Annotated in this window: 14 protein-coding genes and 1 pseudogene; 12 read left to right on the forward strand and 3 right to left on the reverse strand. The window is 64.9% G+C overall.

Annotation, left to right across the window (positions count from 1 at the left end; all coding sequences use genetic code 11):
• The first annotated feature begins 8 nt into the window (after positions 1–8).
• From FJ418_RS20570 to FJ418_RS20595, 5 genes are all read left to right on the forward strand, one after another.
• The gene (locus FJ418_RS20570; protein WP_140855207.1) at positions 9–920 is read left to right on the forward strand and encodes a Ku protein; all 912 of its coding nucleotides are present in this window, start codon (positions 9–11) and stop codon (positions 918–920) included.
• The gene (locus FJ418_RS20575; RefSeq protein ID WP_246683139.1) at positions 917–2,041 is read left to right on the forward strand and encodes a tetratricopeptide repeat protein; all 1,125 of its coding nucleotides are present in this window, start codon (positions 917–919) and stop codon (positions 2,039–2,041) included. The genes FJ418_RS20570 and FJ418_RS20575 overlap by 4 nt, the downstream gene beginning before the upstream one ends.
• 238 nt (positions 2,042–2,279) lie before the next feature.
• Positions 2,280–2,933 carry an alpha/beta family hydrolase gene (locus FJ418_RS20580; RefSeq protein ID WP_140868756.1) on the forward strand — a complete coding sequence of 218 codons (654 nt, stop codon included), beginning with the start codon at positions 2,280–2,282 and terminating at the stop codon, positions 2,931–2,933.
• A 173-nt stretch (positions 2,934–3,106) separates the two neighbouring features.
• The gene (gene xth / locus FJ418_RS20585) at positions 3,107–3,880 is read left to right on the forward strand and encodes an exodeoxyribonuclease III (RefSeq protein WP_140868759.1); all 774 of its coding nucleotides are present in this window, start codon (positions 3,107–3,109) and stop codon (positions 3,878–3,880) included.
• Between the two features lie 436 nt (positions 3,881–4,316).
• Positions 4,317–5,498: a hypothetical protein gene (locus tag FJ418_RS20595; protein WP_140868762.1), complete on the forward strand. Its 1,182-nt coding sequence runs from the start codon at positions 4,317–4,319 to the stop codon at positions 5,496–5,498.
• A 60-nt stretch (positions 5,499–5,558) separates the two neighbouring features.
• On the opposite strand, the gene FJ418_RS20600 is transcribed toward FJ418_RS20595, so the two are convergent.
• On the reverse strand, positions 5,559–5,672 hold the full coding sequence (locus FJ418_RS20600) for a putative RiPP precursor (protein WP_140645482.1): 114 nt from the start codon (positions 5,670–5,672) through the stop codon (positions 5,559–5,561).
• A 266-nt stretch (positions 5,673–5,938) separates the two neighbouring features.
• Positions 5,939–6,034: a putative RiPP precursor gene (locus tag FJ418_RS20610; protein WP_140652080.1), complete on the reverse strand. Its 96-nt coding sequence runs from the start codon at positions 6,032–6,034 to the stop codon at positions 5,939–5,941.
• A gap of 345 nt (positions 6,035–6,379) precedes the next feature.
• Between FJ418_RS20610 and FJ418_RS20615 the strand changes: the two genes are divergently transcribed.
• The 7 genes from FJ418_RS20615 (at position 6,380) to FJ418_RS20645 (ending at position 16,402) form a co-directional block, all read left to right on the forward strand.
• A complete protein-coding gene (locus FJ418_RS20615; RefSeq protein WP_140868765.1) occupies positions 6,380–7,984 on the forward strand; it encodes a WD40 repeat domain-containing protein in 1,605 nt (534 codons plus the stop codon).
• Positions 7,985–8,152: 168 nt separating this feature from the next.
• The gene (locus FJ418_RS20620; RefSeq protein ID WP_140710040.1) at positions 8,153–9,121 is read left to right on the forward strand and encodes a tetratricopeptide repeat protein; all 969 of its coding nucleotides are present in this window, start codon (positions 8,153–8,155) and stop codon (positions 9,119–9,121) included.
• Between the two features lie 100 nt (positions 9,122–9,221).
• Complete coding sequence (locus tag FJ418_RS20625; RefSeq protein ID WP_140868768.1) at positions 9,222–10,595, forward strand: cytochrome c; 1,374 nt, start codon at positions 9,222–9,224, stop codon at positions 10,593–10,595.
• Positions 10,595–11,101 (forward strand): (2Fe-2S)-binding protein, encoded by a 507-nt coding sequence (locus tag FJ418_RS20630; protein WP_140645487.1) that lies wholly within the window; start codon positions 10,595–10,597, stop codon positions 11,099–11,101. Before FJ418_RS20625 ends, FJ418_RS20630 begins: the two co-directional genes overlap by 1 nt.
• Entirely contained in the window at positions 11,101–13,350 is a 2,250-nt protein-coding gene (locus FJ418_RS20635) for a molybdopterin cofactor-binding domain-containing protein (protein WP_140868771.1), read from the forward strand. The genes FJ418_RS20630 and FJ418_RS20635 overlap by 1 nt, the downstream gene beginning before the upstream one ends.
• 124 nt (positions 13,351–13,474) lie before the next feature.
• On the forward strand, positions 13,475–15,478 hold the full coding sequence (locus FJ418_RS20640) for an amidase (protein WP_140868774.1): 2,004 nt from the start codon (positions 13,475–13,477) through the stop codon (positions 15,476–15,478).
• Between the two features lie 93 nt (positions 15,479–15,571).
• The gene (locus tag FJ418_RS20645; RefSeq protein WP_140868776.1) at positions 15,572–16,402 is read left to right on the forward strand and encodes a hypothetical protein; all 831 of its coding nucleotides are present in this window, start codon (positions 15,572–15,574) and stop codon (positions 16,400–16,402) included.
• Between the two features lie 77 nt (positions 16,403–16,479).
• Here FJ418_RS20645 and FJ418_RS20650 read toward each other — a convergent pair.
• Positions 16,480–16,739: pseudogene (locus FJ418_RS20650) on the reverse strand (MFS transporter); the annotation flags it as partial.
• Positions 16,740–16,817 lie beyond the last annotated feature (78 nt).

The following is a 16,817-nucleotide window of genomic DNA, read 5'->3' on the forward strand; positions in this document are numbered from 1 at the left end:
AGTTCATCATGGCGCCCAGGGCAAGTTGGAAAGGTTACCTCAAGCTCAGTCTCGTCAGCTGTCCGGTCCGGCTCTATCCGGCCACCAGCGCGAGCGAGCGCATCTCGTTCAACCAATTGCACAAGAAGACGCATAACCGCATCAACATGAAGCCGGTCGATCCCGAACTCGGCCTGGTCGAGCGCTCGGATTTGGTGCGCGGCTACGAATATGAGGACAAGCAGTATATCATCATCGACGACGCCGACCTCGATGCGGTGAGGATCGAATCCAATCACACGATGAACATCGAGGCCTTCGTCGACGAGGGCGAGGTCGACGTCATCTACCAGGACGCGCCCTATTACCTGGCGCCCGACGGCGCCATGGCCGAGGAAACCTTCGCGGTGCTGCGCGAGGCCATGCGCAAGTCCGGCAAGGTCGCCATCGCCCGCCTGGTGCTTTCCAGCCGCGAGCGCGTGGTGACGATAGGCGCGCGCGAGAACGGCATGTTCGTCTGCACGTTGAGGAACCCCAACGAAGTGCGCGGCACCACTGAATATTTCGGCAACATCCCCGATGCCAAGCCAGACGCGGAAATGCTGCAGCTGGCCGAGGCGCTGATCAAGCAGAAGGAAACCCACTTCGATCCGAAGAATTACGAGGATCGCTACGAGGTGGCGCTGATGGCGATGATCCGCGAGAAGCTCAAAGGGCACAAGCCGATCATCGCGGCGGCGCCCGAGCGCGGCAATGTCATCAACCTGATGGATGCGCTGAAAGCGAGCCTCTCGCAGCAGGCGAAGCCCCCGGCCAAGTCGAAGAGCAAGGCCGAGGAAGCACCCGCAAAACCCGCCAGGAAGGCGGCCGCCGGCGGCGGCGCGCCTGAGAATCCGCTGAAGGCGAACCTGTTGAAGGCCGTCGGCAAGAGCAAGAAGTGACGGGAAATGCAGGGCCAGTGATCGTTCCCGGCGCGGTCTTCGGCGTCGTCGGCGCGCTAGCCGCCTTTCCGCTGCGGCTTGCCGTGCGCGAGGTCGAGCGCCGCCACGCGGAGCTGAGGCGCGGCGTCACCCGCCGCACCTCTCATGTCGTCTTCGGCCGCGCGCTTCTCGCCAAGGCAGGCCTGACTAGGACCGGCGATGCGGAGATCGAGCGCCGTGTTGCCACCGAGCGAGCCGCCGGGCGCATCCTGGTCAGCGAGAACGGTTTCCTGCGCCTGCTTGGGCTGATGAAGGCGCCCGAAGCGTCCTCGCTCTCCAGGCAATCGCTGATCGATCAGTCGCGGCTTGCCGGCGGCGATCTCGACATGTTGTCGCTGTTCGACGCCTTCGAGCATGACGCCGAGCCTTATTCCTTCCGTGACCTGATCCTGGCGAGGAAATATGCCGGACTGATCGCCAGCGGTGCGTCCTGGGGCGCGATCGCCCGCTCGGTGCACCGCTCGGGCCCGGTCGCGTCGCTCACCGCCAAGTCGCTCAACCTCGGCTCGCAGCATGGCCGGCCCGATGCGATCTATCTCGACCAGGGCCGAAGCGAGCTCGACGGCCAATTGCTGTTCGATCTCGGCTCGCCGGAAGACGACACGCTGGAGGAACTCTTCGCCGAGGCGGAGACGGCGGAGGAGGAGGGGCGCCACGACGATGCCGCGGCCCTTTACCAGCGCTGCCTGGCGATCGATCCCAAGGATGCAATCGCCGCCTTCAACCTTGCCAACTGCCTGCGCGGCGCCGGCCGGGTTGCCGAAGCCGCGCATGACTATGCGCGAGCCATAAAACTCGACCCGGGTTTCGTCGAGGCCTGGTTCAATCTAGCCGGGCTGATGAGCGACGAGGGCAAGGTTGCCTCGGCGCGCAGGCATCTGCAGAAGGCGATGGCGCTCGACAAGACCTACGCCGATCCGGTCTTCAATCTCGCGCGGCTGGAGTTCGACGGTGGCAATCTCGTCGAAGCTCGGCGGCTGTGGGTGCGCTATCTGGAGCTGGATGCGGTATCCGAATGGGCGCGGACTGCGCAGAAGGGGATACAGTTCGTGGATCTGCATATGGCACGCACGGCGGGGTGACGATGATTGGCGAAGGCCGTCGCGACAGCCAATCTCCCCCCTTGTGGGGGAGATGTCCGGCAGGACAGAGGGGGCGCTGTCCCGCCGGCCTCTCAACCTCTTGCGGCCGCCGGTTCTGGAGTTGTCTTCATGTAAGCGGCGAAGCCGGTATTCCTTCGCGCCCCCCTCTGGCCTGCCGGCCATCTCCCCCACAAGGGGGGGAGATCAGCAGCTTCGCCGTCGCGCCGGGAACAATCCCATGACCACTTTCCTCTTCGACGGCTTCGACACCGCCCCCGTCACCATCCTTCTCGCCCACGGCGCCGGCGCGCCGATGGATTCGCCTTCCATGACGGCCACCGCCAAGGCGCTCGCAGCGGCGGGTTTCCAGGTCGCGCGCTTCGAATTCCACTACATGGCGGCGCGCCGCTACGGTCACCGCAAGCCGCCGCCGCGCGCCGAGACGGTGAACCCGGAATATGTGAAGGCGATCCTCGACCTGCGCGCCAAGGGCGTGACCGGCAACCTGATCATCGGCGGCAAGTCGATGGGCGGCCGCGTCGCTTCGATGGTCGCCGACGAGATGTACGCCAAGGGCGAGATCGCCGGCCTGGTCTGCCTTGGCTATCCATTCCATCCGCCCGCCAAACCGGAGCAATTGCGCACGAAGCATCTCATCGACCTGAAAACGCCGACGCTGATCTTCCAGGGCACCCGCGATGAGTTCGGCACGAAGGACGAGGTCGCGGCCTACGGTCTTTCCCCGGCCATCGAGGTGGTTTGGCTGGAAGACGGCGATCATGATCTCAAGCCGCGAAAGGCGATCTCGGGTTTTTCGAGGGCGGATCACCTGAAGACGGTGGCGGAGACGACAAAGGCGTGGGCGGAGCGTCCACATCGGTCGTCATCCTAGGGCGAAGCAAGGAGCGAAGCGACGCGCGCAGACCCTAGGATCCATGCCGTGACGTTAAAGCGTTGCAACGGTTCAGGATTTTGCTCCGCCGCGCTCCACGGCGAACGTAACGGAATGGATCCTCGGGTCAAGCCCGAGGATGACGAGGCGAGAGGCGCCTTCGGCATTCAAAAATGAAACTCGCCACCTTCAACATCAACAACATCAACAGCCGGCTGGAAAACCTGCTGGCTTGGCTCGCCAAAGCAAAGCCCGACGTCGTCTGCCTGCAGGAGTTGAAGGCGCGCGACACGCAGTTTCCGCTGACCCGGCTCGCCAAAGCCGGCTATGGCGCGGTGCGGAAGGGCGAGCCGACCTGGAACGGCGTGGCGATCCTCGCGCGCGGCTCCGAGCCCGTCCTGACGCGCGATGCGCTGCCCGGCGACGATGCCGATCGCCAGGCCCGCTACATCGAGGCAGCGGTCGACGGTGTCGTCATCGCCTGTCTCTATGCCCCCAACGGCAACCCGCGGCCGGGGCCGAAATTCGACTACAAGCTCGCCTGGCACGAGCGCTTCGCGGTGCATGCGGAGCAACTGCTCGACACCGGCCTGCCGGTGGTGCTGGCCGGCGACTTCAACATCGTGCCCGAGCCGCGCGACATCTATGCCACCCGCTCTTATGATGACAACGCGCTGGTGCAGCCCGAAAGCCGCGCCGCCTTTGCCGCGCTGATCGAGCAGGGCTGGACCGACGCGCTGCGCAAGGTTTTTCCCAGGCAAGAAAAACTCTACACCTTCTGGGATTATCGACGGAACCGCTGGCCGCGCGACGCGGGCCTGCGTCTCGACCACATATTGCTGTCGAAGAAGCTGGGGCGGAAACTGAAAGCGGCGGGCATCGACCGCGACGTGCGGGGAGGCGACAATCCCAGCGATCATGCGCCGGTTTGGGTGGAGTTAGGGTGAGAAAACAAAAAATCCCCGCCGTAGCGGGGATCGTTGAGAATCAAATCCTGGGTGCCCGATCATGGGGGCGGAGCGGGCGGAGGCGAGCCCGCCACAATCACGGAAAGCTTGCCCCTGCGGATCAAAACCGGCTTCTCGTAAGTCTTCTTCATGGGTTGCCCTCCAATACTCCAGCAGATGATCTCAGATGAGTGGTTTCTGTCAAGCATTCGACCAGAGCGGCCGTTCGACACCTGGGGGAAAGCCTTCTGCTGGTAGAACCGTGGTCCAATAGTTTCGATAGCGCAGGCGTTCTCCTGCCGGCGTCTCAATCATGCGCCTTCCACAGCAACGACTTGCGGTGTTGGTGTCCAACGCTAATCTGCTGAAGAGTTGGAGGGGTACAATTTCATGCTCGTGGTCTTGAACACGTGTCTCCAGCCGTTGCCGCCTCGCAATGGCTGATACCATCCTCGTCGCCCTCATCTCCGCCGTCGTCGTTGCCGGCGCTGTAGCTCTCGTCGCGATCGCGCTGCGCTGGCGCCGCAAGCGCCGCAGGGCGCGCGGCAGCCCCAATCCGGCGGGCGACTATGCGTCGCGCGCAGCCTGGGGCGGCAGCCGCGGAGCGCTCAACTATTCGTCCTTCGTCTTCATGGATGTCGACGGCGACGGCAAGTTCGGACAGGCCGACCGGCCGATCGCTGGCATCGTGGTAAGGGCCTATGACGAAAAGGGCGCATTCCTCGCCGCGGTGCGAACCAACAATGGCGGCTTCGCCAATTTCGTCATGTCGGCGAAGAAACATCGGGCCGTCCTGCGCGCGCCCGGAACCTACCGGTTTTCGGTCTCGGTGCCGAAAGGCTGGCGCGTGAGCACCGGCAATGAGGATCAGTCGCTGCGCCTCGACGCCATGCCCGGCGCGCCGTCAGGTCTCGCCGGCGAGGACTTGCCGAAGGCGGTCGGTCTCTCGCCAGGACGCTTCATTCGCGGCAGGACCGTGACCGAGGCGGCGCTTCAGGTCATGGGCAAGGGCAGGGTCCTGGAAACCAGAGCGCTACTGCCTGGCGACTTCCTTGTCGGTCTCTCCTCCGACGCCGACACGCTGACGATCTCTGGATCGGGTCTCGACCGTCGCCTGGCGCTTACCCCCTATCCGGCCGATCTCGGACTTTTGCGATCGGACGCGATCGCAGCCGATGCGGCACTCGAAACGGTCGACTTCGACGCTGTCACCGCCCTGCCTTTTCAGAAAATTCCCTGCGGCCATGCCGGTCTCGACTGGCGCAACCTGAACGCCCTGACGAGCCAGTACGTCAAGGACAGCGAGGGCTATCTCAACGGCAATCTCTCACGCGGCCGCGTTGCCTATACCAGCAGCGGCCATCCGGCGGAGTTTGCCGGCACGACACCCTTCGGCTTTCATTCGATTATGCTCACCGCCGCATGGCTGGCTTCGGAAGGCGAGGTCGCATTGGTCGAAAGCTGGCTCGATGACGAACTGGTCGCCAGCGACGAGATCGCGCTCTCGGCGTTGGCTCCGGTCCACTACGCACCGATGCTGAAGGCGGTGACGCGCGTGCGCATTTCCACGAAGCACTATTGGCAAGCTGTGCTGGACGGTTTGGTGCTGGTGCGCTGAATCCGCCGAGATTGCCGGCGTCGGCCTTCGCGTATTGTCAAGAAGCGCGGGGATAACCGGTCAGATCACCGGCCCGGTTCCATTGATGGGACCTGAACCGGCGCCGTTGATTGCCGTGATGGCCGAAAGCTTGCCCTTCCTGGCGAAGGTTGGCTTCTCGTAGACTTTCTTCATATTCCGAGTCCCCGATACACCCAAAACAGCATGCCGGCCGACAACAAGCTGTCGGTCCAACATGCCAAGCCGGCATGTTCGATCGTAGGCCGATCAGTCCGTCGAAACCGGAGCGTTCGCCGTAACTGCCGAAAGCCTGCCCTTCCGGATGAGGTTGGGCTTCTCGTAGACCTTCTTCATAAAAAATCTCTCCAAACGCTCGCGCCAACCTGAGCAGCGCCTATGGCTGCTTCCCAGTCGGGCCTAACGATCGCTATTCCCGATGATCAACCCGGGAGGGGGTTGGAAGGGCTGTTCAATGCCGTGACTGTCGAAAGCTTGCCTTTGCGGATGAAGATAGGCTTCTCGTAGATCTTCTTCATGCTAATGGCTCTCCTGAAAATCCCCGCCGGATAATGTCATAAGAGCGTTTCCTGTCAACCAATGCGAGTGGTTGAGGTCTTTATTCTTGGGGAGTGTGGCTTTCTGCTCACGCGACCGGCTTTCAACGAAGAGAAAGACCTCAATGCCTCGAGCTAGTCGGCGGGATATTGGTCCGCCGGTCGAGTAAAGTTGAAAAGCCGGCCGTCGTTGGGCGGAAGAGCACGCCCCGAGGCCGAAGCAGATTAATCTTTCCTCGTGTGATGTCTTGCACTTAGCCTGGCAAGAAAGCTCGGCTAGGATGGCTGATGCGCCTTCCGCATTCAGGCGGGAGGAACGGGGGGTGGATGAAGCGATCGACCGACAGGCTGCTGGCGCTGGCGATGCTGATCGTCGGCATTGCCTGCTTCGCCAAGCTCTATCTGGCGTTGGGCGGCAAGCCGCTGGCGACGGCGCGGCTGGAAGTCTTCGGCGTGGCCGGCGTGTTGTCGGTCCTTGCCGGGCTGCTTTTCCTCGCCGGCCTGCTGCCGGGCGCCGCCAGGCACGATCCGGCCGCCCCCTTGTTCGGCCGCGACGCCGAGATCGCGCCGGCCGGCCATCCGCGGCTGCGCCGCGCAGCACTCGCTTTGCCGCTTTTGGCGCTGCTCGTCATCCTCGCCGACCAGTTCGGCCCTTGGCGGACGCAGGAGCCGGCCGGCGAACCGGCGAAGGAAGTCGCCACCTCGCGGGCGGAGCCGGCGCCTCGGCCATCCGAGCCGAAGCCCGAGCCGGAGGCGAGCACAAAACCAACCACGCCGGAGGCGAGCATAAAACCAACCACGCCGGAGGCTAGCGCAAAGCCAACCGCGCCCGCATCCGCGCAGGAAGAAGTCGCGAAATCCGCGCCGCCGGCAGAGCCAGTTGCGGCTCCCGTTCCGCCGTCGCCGCCAGCCATCGCGCCGCAGCCTGCCCAACCGGCACAGCCCACCGAGCAGACGGCGCTCGCGCCCGCAACGCCGCCACAGATAGTGGCGCCGCCTCCACTGGCGCCTCCGGCCCAGCCGACCGCGCCCGAAGGCCACCGCGACGCCGTCGTCTGGCTGGCGGTGTCGGCCGACGGCCACGAGATCATGAGCGCAAGCACCGACCGCATGATCAAACTCTGGGACATCGACGGCAAGCGGCTGATCCGCGATCTCGGCATCCACAAGGACATGGCGCGCAGCGCGCTTTTCATGCCCGACGGCAAGACCGCGCTGACCGCCGGCGACGACGGCGAGATCGTGCTGCGCCAGCTATCCGACGGCACGGTGCTGCACGTCTTCTCCTCAGGGGCGAACGGCGGCGTCCGGCAACTGAAGGTCAGCCAGGACGGCAAACTCGCCGTCAGCGGCCACGACACCGGTTCCGTCGTCGTCTGGGACCTGGAGAAGGGGACGGTGTCGCATGTGCTGCCGGGCCATGACTGGTCGGTGAGCTCCGTCGCCATGTCGCCCGATGGCACCAGGGCGCTCACGGGCAGCATCGACGGTGAGCTGAAGCTCTGGGATATCGTTTCGGGCAAGCAACTGCGCAGTTGGCACGGCCACGACCGCGGCGCCTATGGCGCGGTCTTCCTGGCCGACGGCCACCACGCGGTGACCGGCAGCGGCGACTACACGATAAAACTCTGGGACCTCGACAGCTTCAAGGAAGTGCGACGTTTCGAGGGCCATTCCGGCACGGTCTACGCGCTGGCCCTGTCGGCCGACGGCAAGCGGCTCGGCTCCGTCTCGCTCGACGGCACGGCGCGCATCTGGAATATTGACACCGGCGCCGAGATCGCCGAGTTCGACCCCGGCACCGGTCCCATGTATTCGGTCGCCTTCGCCGCCGACGGCACGCTTTTGACCGGCGGCATCGACCGCACCATCCGCGACTGGCCGGCCGCGGGAGGCGATGGCACGGTGCTGTTCGCGGGGGCGCCAGAGTAGCATTTAATTGGAGCTATATTTCAGTTCTGCCCCAACTTGCGCTATCAACTACTGTTGGTTGCAAATGGGCGGGTGATCTTGAGCAATTTCGAATGGCCGAGTAGGTCGCAGACGGAAGTCTATAGTCCACGTCCGCCGCGTCCCGGGCCTGCCCTATGCCTCGCCCTAGTGGTGCTGGCCGGCTTCGTTCTGTTTGGGCCAGTCCTGAATTATTACCAGCAGTGGTCCGCAATAAGGAAGGCACAGGCCGCCATTCTGGCGAAGGACTATGCGGAAGAGTATCGCCAGCTTTCTTTACTGGCGAATATGGGTAATCCCGATGGCCAGTATGGTCTCGGGGGCCTGTACTGGCAGGGCCAAGGCGTCGCGCAGAATCGCCAGTTGGCTCTCTATTGGTGGCGGAAGGCTGCGGATAGAGGAAACGCCCGGGCTGCCTACGGCATCGGTCGAGCCTATTACGTCGGCGAGGGCGTGGAGAAAGACGACAAGGTTGCGGCGACTTTTGTGAGAAAAGCCGCCGACAATGAAGACCCGAACGGGCAGAGTTTGCTCGGGACGCTTTATGCGCGCGGTCACGGTGTCGATCAGGATTTCAGCAAGGCGTTCCAATGGTGGATGAAGGCCGCTGCGCGTGGCCAGGTGGACGCGCAAGCCGCTGTCGGCAACGCTTACGCTCTGGGCAGCGGCGTTGGAAAGGACGATGCTCAAGCTGTCGTCTGGTATCGCAAAGCGGCTGAGCAAGGTTACATCCCTGCGCAGTCAGCGCTAGGCTCTGCCTATTCGACGGGCAAGGGTGTTGCCAGGAGTGACACCGAGGCAGCGTCATGGTGGCTGAAGGCGGCCAAGCAGGGTGACGTTCCAAGCCAGCTGTGGGTGGCTTATGCCTACGCAAACGGCATAGGCATCGCCAGGGACGGCAAAGCCGCCGAGTTCTGGTGGCTGGCAGCTGCGAAAACAGGCAATGCCGATGCCGAGTTCAGCTTGGGTCAACTCTATTATCTCGGAGTACTGGGAAAGCCGGACTATCCGGAAGCAGCCAAATGGTTCCTGAAGGCGACGGAACACGGCAACGCCCGGGCAAAGACCTACATCGATCTTATGAGGCAAAACGGCCAGTTCGACAGCAAGACGCTGTGAGGTGCTTTGTCATTGACGCCCCGCGGCTCGAACCTAGTTCTCCTCGCATGGCGCCACGCCTGCGACGCGTGCCCGCCCGACTCACGCAAGGAGTACCTCCTTGAAACGCTTCTGGACCGGCGTTCTCATCCTCATTGTAGTCTGCCTGGCGGGTTTCGCCGCCTATGCCTGGAAGCCGGCGATCGACCCGATCGAACCGCCGCAACGCGCCTCCTTCGACCAGGCGCTGATCGTGAAGGGGGCGGTGCTCGCTTCGGTCGGCAACTGCACGGCCTGCCATACCAAGCCCGGCGGAAAGTCCTTCGCCGGCGGGCTGGCGGTGCCGACGCCATTCGGTACCATCTATTCCACCAACATCACGCCGGACCCCAAGACCGGTATCGGGCGCTGGTCGGAAGCTGCCTTCAGCCGGGCGATGCGGGAAGGCGTCGAGCGCGACGGCGATCACCTTTATCCGGCCTTCCCGTTCGACCATTTCACGCTGGTCTCCGACGAGGACAACAAGGCGCTCTATGCCTATCTGATGACGCGGCATGCCGTGGAGAATCGACCTCCCGCCAATGAGCTGCCGTTCCCGCTCAACCTGCGCTTCGTGCTGGCGGGCTGGAAGCTGCTCTTCTTCGACAAGGGCGCCTATCGCGAGGATGCCTCGCAGAGCGCCGAATGGAACCGCGGTGCCTATTTCGTCGAAGGGCTTGGCCATTGCGGCGCCTGCCACACGCCGCGCAACCTGCTGGGCGCCGAGCGGAAAGGCGCGCATCTGGCAGGCGGCGAAGCAGAGGGCTGGGATGCCTTCGCGCTCGACAGATCGTCCTCCGCGCCAATCCCATGGACGCATGACAGCCTCTTTGCCTATCTACGCCAGGGCTGGCATGCCGATCACGGCGTGGCCAACGGACCGATGGCCGAGGTCACCGGCAATCTCGGCCGACTGCCGGATTCCGACATCAGCGCCATCGCCACTTACCTGGTTTCCCAAATGGGCGAGCCGGTGCCGGAGCGCGCGGCGGCAGCCGAGGACATCCGCAAGAAGCTTTCGATCGACCAGGGTGGCACGCCGATACCGGCCAGCGCCACCACCGGCAGCCCGACAAGCCGCGGCGGCGCGATTTACCAGGCGGCCTGCGCCACCTGCCATGACGGCAGCCGCCCGCAGCCCTTCGGCGGCATCGATTTCCATCTCTCCAGCACGATCGCCGCGCGCGATCCGCAAAATGCAATCAACGTCGTGCTCTTTGGCCTGCCGGCGGCGAGCGGCCGGGAGAGCCCGATCATGCCGGGCTTCGCCGCGACGCTGACCGACGATCAGGTGGCGGACCTGCTCGGCTATCTGCGCGAGGCCTATGCCCAGAAGCCGGCATGGGCGGACGCGAAAGCGAAGACCGCCGACACCAGGAGCGGCAAATACCGGGTCAGCGTCCGGCCTTCGGACGGCATCGAGCGCAGCCCGGACAATGTGGGAGCCAAGGACTGATGGTCAAGCTCAACGTCAATGGCACGTCACATGACGTCGACGTCGATCCGGCGACGCCGCTGCTCTATGTGCTGCGCAACGATCTGAAGCTCAACGGAGCAAAGTTCGGTTGCGGCCTTGGCCAGTGCGGCGCCTGCACGGTGATGGTCGACGGCAAGGCGGTCTTTTCCTGCCTGACGCCGGCCATGCTGGTCGAGGGGCGCGAGATCAAGACGGTCGAGGGCCTTGGCACCATCGACGATCCCGGCCCGATGCAAAAAGCTTTCATCGAACAACAGGCGGCGCAATGCGGCTATTGCATTGCCGGCATGATGATGCGGGCGCAGGCGCTGCTCGAGGCAAAGCCCGATGCCGCCGACGCCGACATCAGGCAGGCGCTGGAGCCCAATCTCTGTCGCTGCGGCACGCATATGCGCATCCTTCGGGCCGTGGCCCGCGCCCGCGACCTGATGCGGGGCAAGTCCGCCGGCAACGTGGCGCCGGCAGCCGCCACCGGGAGGGGATGATGAACGCACCGAACCTGCTTCCCGATGTCACCCGCCGCGGCTTCCTGGCGGGAGCCGGCGCGCTGGTCGTATCCTTCGCCATCCCCGCCGAGGCGCAGCAGGGCGAGGTACCGAGCGCGCCCGGCGCCCAGACGGCGAAACCCGAATTGCCCGGCAGTCTGGCTGATACGCCCTCGCTCGACGCTTGGATCCGCATCGACGCCGACGGTTCGATCACCGTCTTCACCGGCAAGGCCGAGCTTGGCCAGGGCACCAAGACGTCGCTGCGCCAGATCGCGGCCGAGGAGCTCGAGGTCGAGCCGGCGGCGATCAAACTGATCACCGCCGACACCGCGCTGACGCCGAATGAAGGCTACACCGCCGGCAGCCAGACGATCCAGAATTCAGGCACCGCCATCCGCTATGCTTCGGCACAGGCGCGGCAGATCCTGATCGCCAAGGCCAGCGAAAAGTTCGGCGCGCCGGTCGAGGCGCTGAAGGCTGAGGCGGGAGCGGTCGTCGGCCCGAACGGCGCCAAGGCCGGTTATGGCGAACTGGTCTCGGCCGATTTCCTTCATGTCGATGCGGCGGCGGATACCAGGCTCAAGCCGCCGGCAGCCTATCGCGCGATCGGCAAGCCTTTCGCGCGGGTCGACATCCCGGCCAAGGTCACCGGCGGCGAGGCCTATGTCCAGGACATGCGCCCGCCGGGCATGGTTCATGCCCGCGTCGTGCGGCCGCCGAGCTACGGCGCGAAGCTCGCCGACTTCCCCGATGTCGCGGTCAAGGCGATGCCTGGCGTGATCGCCGTGGTGCGCGACGGTGATTTCCTCGCCGTGGTCGCCGAGCAGGAGTTCCAGGCCGTGAAGGCCATGCGCGCCATGGCCGTCGTCGCGAAGTGGCAGGAGCAGCCTGCGCTTCCCGACCCCAACGATATTTCGGCTTTCCTGGAAAAGGCCGTGTCGAAAGTCGGCACGGTGACCTCCGTCGGCGCCGACAGCGCGCCGGGCGCCAGGACGCTCCAGGCGCAATTCACGCGCGCCTACCAGATGCACGGCTCTATCGGTCCATCGAGCGCGGTGGCCATGCTCGACAATGGCCTGACGACGGTCTGGACGCATACGCAAGGCGTCTATCCCGATCGCAAGGCGATCGCCCAGATGCTCGGCGTGCCGCAGGAGAAGGTGCGCTGCATCCACACCGAGGGCTCGGGCTGCTACGGCCACAACGGCGCCGACGATGCGGCGGCCGACGCCGCGCTGATCGCGCAGAAAGTGCCGGGCAAGCCGGTGCGCGTGCAATGGATGCGCGACCAGGAGCATCTATGGGAGCCATACGGACCGGCGATGCTGACCAGGGCGAGTGCCACGCTCGACCAGAACGGCAACATCGTGAACTGGCACTACGACCTGTGGAGCAACAACCATGGCACGCGGCCGGGTTCCGCCGGATCGCTGATCGCCGGCAGGCTGATGGAACGGCATTTCCCGCCCGATCCCGCCGAGCTGCAAATCTCTCCGCTCGGCAATGGCGACCGCAACGCGATCCCGCTCTATGACGTGCCCAACCAGCGCGTGAATTGGCATTTCGTCGCCGACATGCCGGTGCGCGTGTCCGCGCTGCGCGGCCTCGGCGCCTATTGTAACGTCTTCTCCATCGAAAGCTTCATGAACGAGTTGGCGGTGGCGGCGAACGCCGATCCGGTCGAATACCGCCTGCGCCATCTGAAAGACCCGCGCGCCAAAAAGGTGATCGAGGTCGCGGCGCAAAAATTCGGCTGGTCGAAGGATGCTTTGCCGGAAGGCCGGGGCAGGGGTTTCGCCTTCGCCAAATACAAGAACCACGCCGCTTATCTGGCCCTTGCGCTGGAGGCCGATGTCGACAGCGACAGCGGCGCGATCAAGGTGTCGCGCGTCGTTGCGGCGGTCGATTGCGGGGAGGCCGTCGCCCCGGATTCGATTATCAACCAGACCGAAGGCGGCATATTGCAGTCGATGAGCTGGACGCTTTACGAGGCCGTGCATTTCGATCGAACGCGCATCTTGAGTCCGGACTGGTCAACCTATCCGATCCTGCGCTTCAGCGCGGTGCCCGACAATATCGAGGTGCAAGTCGTCGATAATCCCGGCACGCCTTATCTCGGCGTCGCCGAAGCCGCACAGGGCCCTACCGCTGGCGCCATCGCCAACGCATTCCGGAATGCGACCGGCAAGCGCATATACGATCTGCCTTACACGCGAGAGAGGGTGAAGGACGTGCTGGGGGTTTAGGGCGCTTAATCTCCCCCTCGAGGAAGATGTCGCCGAAGGGGACAGGGGAGTTCACTGTACAAGTTACGTGCGCGCCGTCATCCTAGGTGGATAGACAAACTACCAGTCAGCGTCCCGTCCCATCATGCTCAACCTCCACCTCGTCGAAGCCTCGATCTCCGACCTGCGCAGCGGGCTGGAAGACGGCACCGTCACCAGCGTCGAGCTGGTCGGTGCCTATCTCAACCGCATTGCGCATTACGACCGCCACGGCATCGCGCTGAACGCGGTCCCTATCCTCAATCCGAACATGTTCGAGGAGGCGGAAGCTTCGGACCGCCGCCGCCGAGAGGGCAAAGCCCTCGGCCCGCTCGACGGCATCCCTTACACCGCCAAGGACAGCTACAAGGCCAAGGGCCTGACGGTCGCCGCCGGCTCGCCCGCCTTCGAGCATCTCGTTGCTGGCGAGGACGCCTTCACCATCGCCAGGCTGCGCGCCGCGGGCGCGGTGCTGATCGGCCTCACCAACATGCCGCCGATGGCCAATGGCGGCATGCAGCGCGGCGTCTATGGCCGCGCCGAGAGTCCGTACAACAAGGACTTCCTCACCGCCGCTTTCGCTTCCGGCTCGTCCAACGGCTCGGGCACGGCGACCGCCGCGTCCTTCGCCGCCTTCGGCCTCGGCGAAGAAACCTGGTCGTCCGGTCGCGCGCCCGCTTCCAACAACGCGCTGGTGGCCTACACGCCATCGCGCGGCGTGATTTCGGTGCGCGGCAACTGGCCCTTGGTGCCGACCATGGATGTGGTGGTGCCGCACACGCGGACCATTCCCGACATGCTGGAGCTGCTCGACGTGATCGTCGCCGACGATGCCGAGACGCGCGGCGATTTCTGGCGCGTGCAGCCCTGGGTGGCGATTCCGAAAACGTCGGCGCTGCGGCCGGCGAGCTACGCCGCGCTTCCGCTGCAAGGCGCGCTGAAGGGCAAACGCCTCGGCGTGCCGAAAATGTATATCGGCAAGGATGACGGCGCCGACCGGCCGATCGAGACGCGCGCCTCGGTGCTGGAGCTTTGGCGTCAGGCAGCGCGCGATCTCGAAGCGCTCGGTGCTGAAGTGGTCGAGGTCGATTTCCCCGTCGTCTCCAATTACGAGCGCGACCACCCTGGCGCGCGTACCATGGTCGATCGCGGGCTGGTGCCGGCTGAATTCGCCGAGCGCGAGATCTGGGACCTGTCCATCTGGTCCTGGGATGATTTCCTGCGCGCCAATGCCGATCCCGCGATCCCCGATCTTGCTTCGGTCGACGGCGCAAAGATCTTTCCGCAGCCGCCGGGCACCTTGCGCGACCGTTATGGCGAGGTCGATTTCGATCTGGCGCGGTATGTCGAGCGGGCGAAGCAGGGCGTGGCGCCGCTCGAGGGCATTCCCACCATCGAGGCCGGATTGAAAGGCCTGGAGACAACGCGCCGTGTCGATTTCGAGGACTGGCTCGATGCCAACCGCCTCGACGCCGTGGTGCTGCCGGCGGTCGCCGATGTCGGTCCGGCCGATGCCGACGTCGACGAGGCTTCCGCACGGCTTGCCTGGCGCAACGGCACCTGGGTCGCCAACGGCAATCTCGTGTGGCGCCATCTCGGCATCCCGACCGTGACGGTGCCAATGGGAACGATGGCCGATATCGGCATGCCGGTCGGCCTCACCTTCGCCGGCAAGGCTTATGACGACGTGGCGTTGCTGACCATCGCCGGCGACTATGAGCGGGCCACCAGACGCCGCACCGTTCCGCCGCGCACGCCGGCGCTGGCCGGCGATGTGTTCGAGGGCAGGGGAGCGGCTGCCGGCGATGCGCCGCTCACGCTGGCGCTGACCGCCGAGACGACGCGCTCCGGCGACACCGACGAGATCGCGATCGTGTTGGACGTCGGCGCGGACGAGCCGGCCGCGGTCAAGGTTCACGTCAATGGCGAGCCTGTCGTCATGCGGGCGGAGGGCAACCGCCAGACCGGTCGGGTGGTCGTGCCGGTATCGACGCATCAGGGCTTCCACAGCGTCTGGCGCGGCGCCTATGGCTCGATCGTCACAGCCATTGCGCGCCTGCCCGACGGGCACTGTAAGGGAACCTTCACGATCACTGGCGGGATCGGGTGACAGGCCACCACCGATCTGGCAGAGTGACCTTAAGAGGCCGGGCTGGTCCGTTGTGTTTACTGCTCGGAGGGGGATTTGTACGCTGGCGGCTCAGTGCGATTGCATGCCGGAGTTCGGTTCAGGCTGATCCGCATCGTCGTGGCATTGGCGGGACTTGCCGTGGTGCTCGACGGCTGCGCCAATCCCAAGATCATCGAAAGCGCCGTGCCCCAGGCTGCCGCGCCGAAGGCCGCAACACCGAAGCCTGCCAAAGTGGCCGTCGCCTCGCCGGCCGTCTCACCAGCGGTGGCGCCCGTTGTCGCGTCCTGGCCGTCCTGCACCGACCAGTGGAAATCCCACGGGCATACCACCCAGCCGGAGGCGCAGGCTTTCGCGAAAAACTGCCTCGCGGGGCAGGGCGCGCTGACAAAAATGGTCGATCATAAGACCGTGACGCGCAAGCTGGCCTACCTGATCGATGCCGAAAAGCCGCTGAGCGGTCTCGAGCCTTCCGACATAGGGGTTTTCTGCCCCGGCTATCTGCGCCAGGACCGCGGCGGCCGCGCCGTGTTCTGGCGTACGCTGCTTGCCGACCTGGTCAGCGCGGAATCCGTCAACAGCAGCTCCGCCGCCTATTGGGAAGAGGACCAGGACCAGTATTCGATCGGCCTGCTGCAATTGTCGCTTTCGGACGAGCAGAGATACCATTGCGGCTTCAAGTCGGAGGTCGACATCACCGATCCCGACCGCAACCTTGCCTGCGGCGTCAAGATCGTGACGATGCTGGTCGGCGCCGACGGTGCGCTCGGCGGTGGCCAGGGCACTGAAATGAAGGGCATCGGCGCCTACTGGCAGAATTTGCGCCGGCCTTCCGAAATGCGCGGCAAGCTGATCGCCGCCACCCGCGCGATTCCGCAATGCGTGGCCGACCCGAGGAATGCCTAGGCGGATAGCAGGACGATTGGCGGCACAGACCGGCGAGGCGCGTTATCTCCCCTCTTGTGGGGGAGAAGGATGCGGCGCTACTCCAGCCAGTCCACCACTAGCGCCATCACACCGAACACCGCGCCGGCCGCGCACACCGCGTTCCAGCCGCCCCAGGCCCAGGCAATGCCGGCCAGCAGCGAGCCGATTGCGCCGCCGATGAAGAAGATGCCGACGAACAGCCCGTTGATGCGGCCACGTGCCTTCGGCTGCAAAAGATTGACGGCACGGCGGCCCAGCGTCTGCTCGCCGACGACGCCGATATCGAGCAGCACCGCGCTTGCCCTATCAGCACCAACGGCAGCCATGCGCCACCGGCCTCGACGGCCCCGGCCGTGGATGGTGCGTTTCGGCCCTGTCTTGTTCTTGACCCATC

This window comes from Mesorhizobium sp. B2-8-3 (assembly GCF_006440815.1).
Lineage (GTDB): Bacteria > Pseudomonadota > Alphaproteobacteria > Rhizobiales > Rhizobiaceae > Mesorhizobium.

What these genes read in the sequence shown, in the direction of transcription:
- FJ418_RS20580 (WP_140868756.1), top strand. Translation starts at nt 2,280, where the DNA reads ATGACCACTTTCCTCTTCGACGGCTTCGACACCGCCCCCGTCACCATC.
- FJ418_RS20615 (WP_140868765.1), top strand. Translation starts at nt 6,380, where the DNA reads ATGAAGCGATCGACCGACAGGCTGCTGGCGCTGGCGATGCTGATCGTC.
- FJ418_RS20640 (WP_140868774.1), top strand. Translation starts at nt 13,475, where the DNA reads ATGCTCAACCTCCACCTCGTCGAAGCCTCGATCTCCGACCTGCGCAGC.
- FJ418_RS20600 (WP_140645482.1), bottom strand. Translation starts at nt 5,672, where the DNA reads ATGAAGAAAGTCTACGAGAAGCCAACCTTCGCCAGGAAGGGCAAGCTT.
- FJ418_RS20595 (WP_140868762.1), top strand. Translation starts at nt 4,317, where the DNA reads ATGGCTGATACCATCCTCGTCGCCCTCATCTCCGCCGTCGTCGTTGCC.
- FJ418_RS20630 (WP_140645487.1), top strand. Translation starts at nt 10,595, where the DNA reads ATGGTCAAGCTCAACGTCAATGGCACGTCACATGACGTCGACGTCGAT.
- xth (WP_140868759.1), top strand. Translation starts at nt 3,107, where the DNA reads ATGAAACTCGCCACCTTCAACATCAACAACATCAACAGCCGGCTGGAA.
- FJ418_RS20570 (WP_140855207.1), top strand. Translation starts at nt 9, where the DNA reads ATGGCGCCCAGGGCAAGTTGGAAAGGTTACCTCAAGCTCAGTCTCGTC.
- FJ418_RS20635 (WP_140868771.1), top strand. Translation starts at nt 11,101, where the DNA reads ATGAACGCACCGAACCTGCTTCCCGATGTCACCCGCCGCGGCTTCCTG.
- FJ418_RS20610 (WP_140652080.1), bottom strand. Translation starts at nt 6,034, where the DNA reads ATGAAGAAGATCTACGAGAAGCCTATCTTCATCCGCAAAGGCAAGCTT.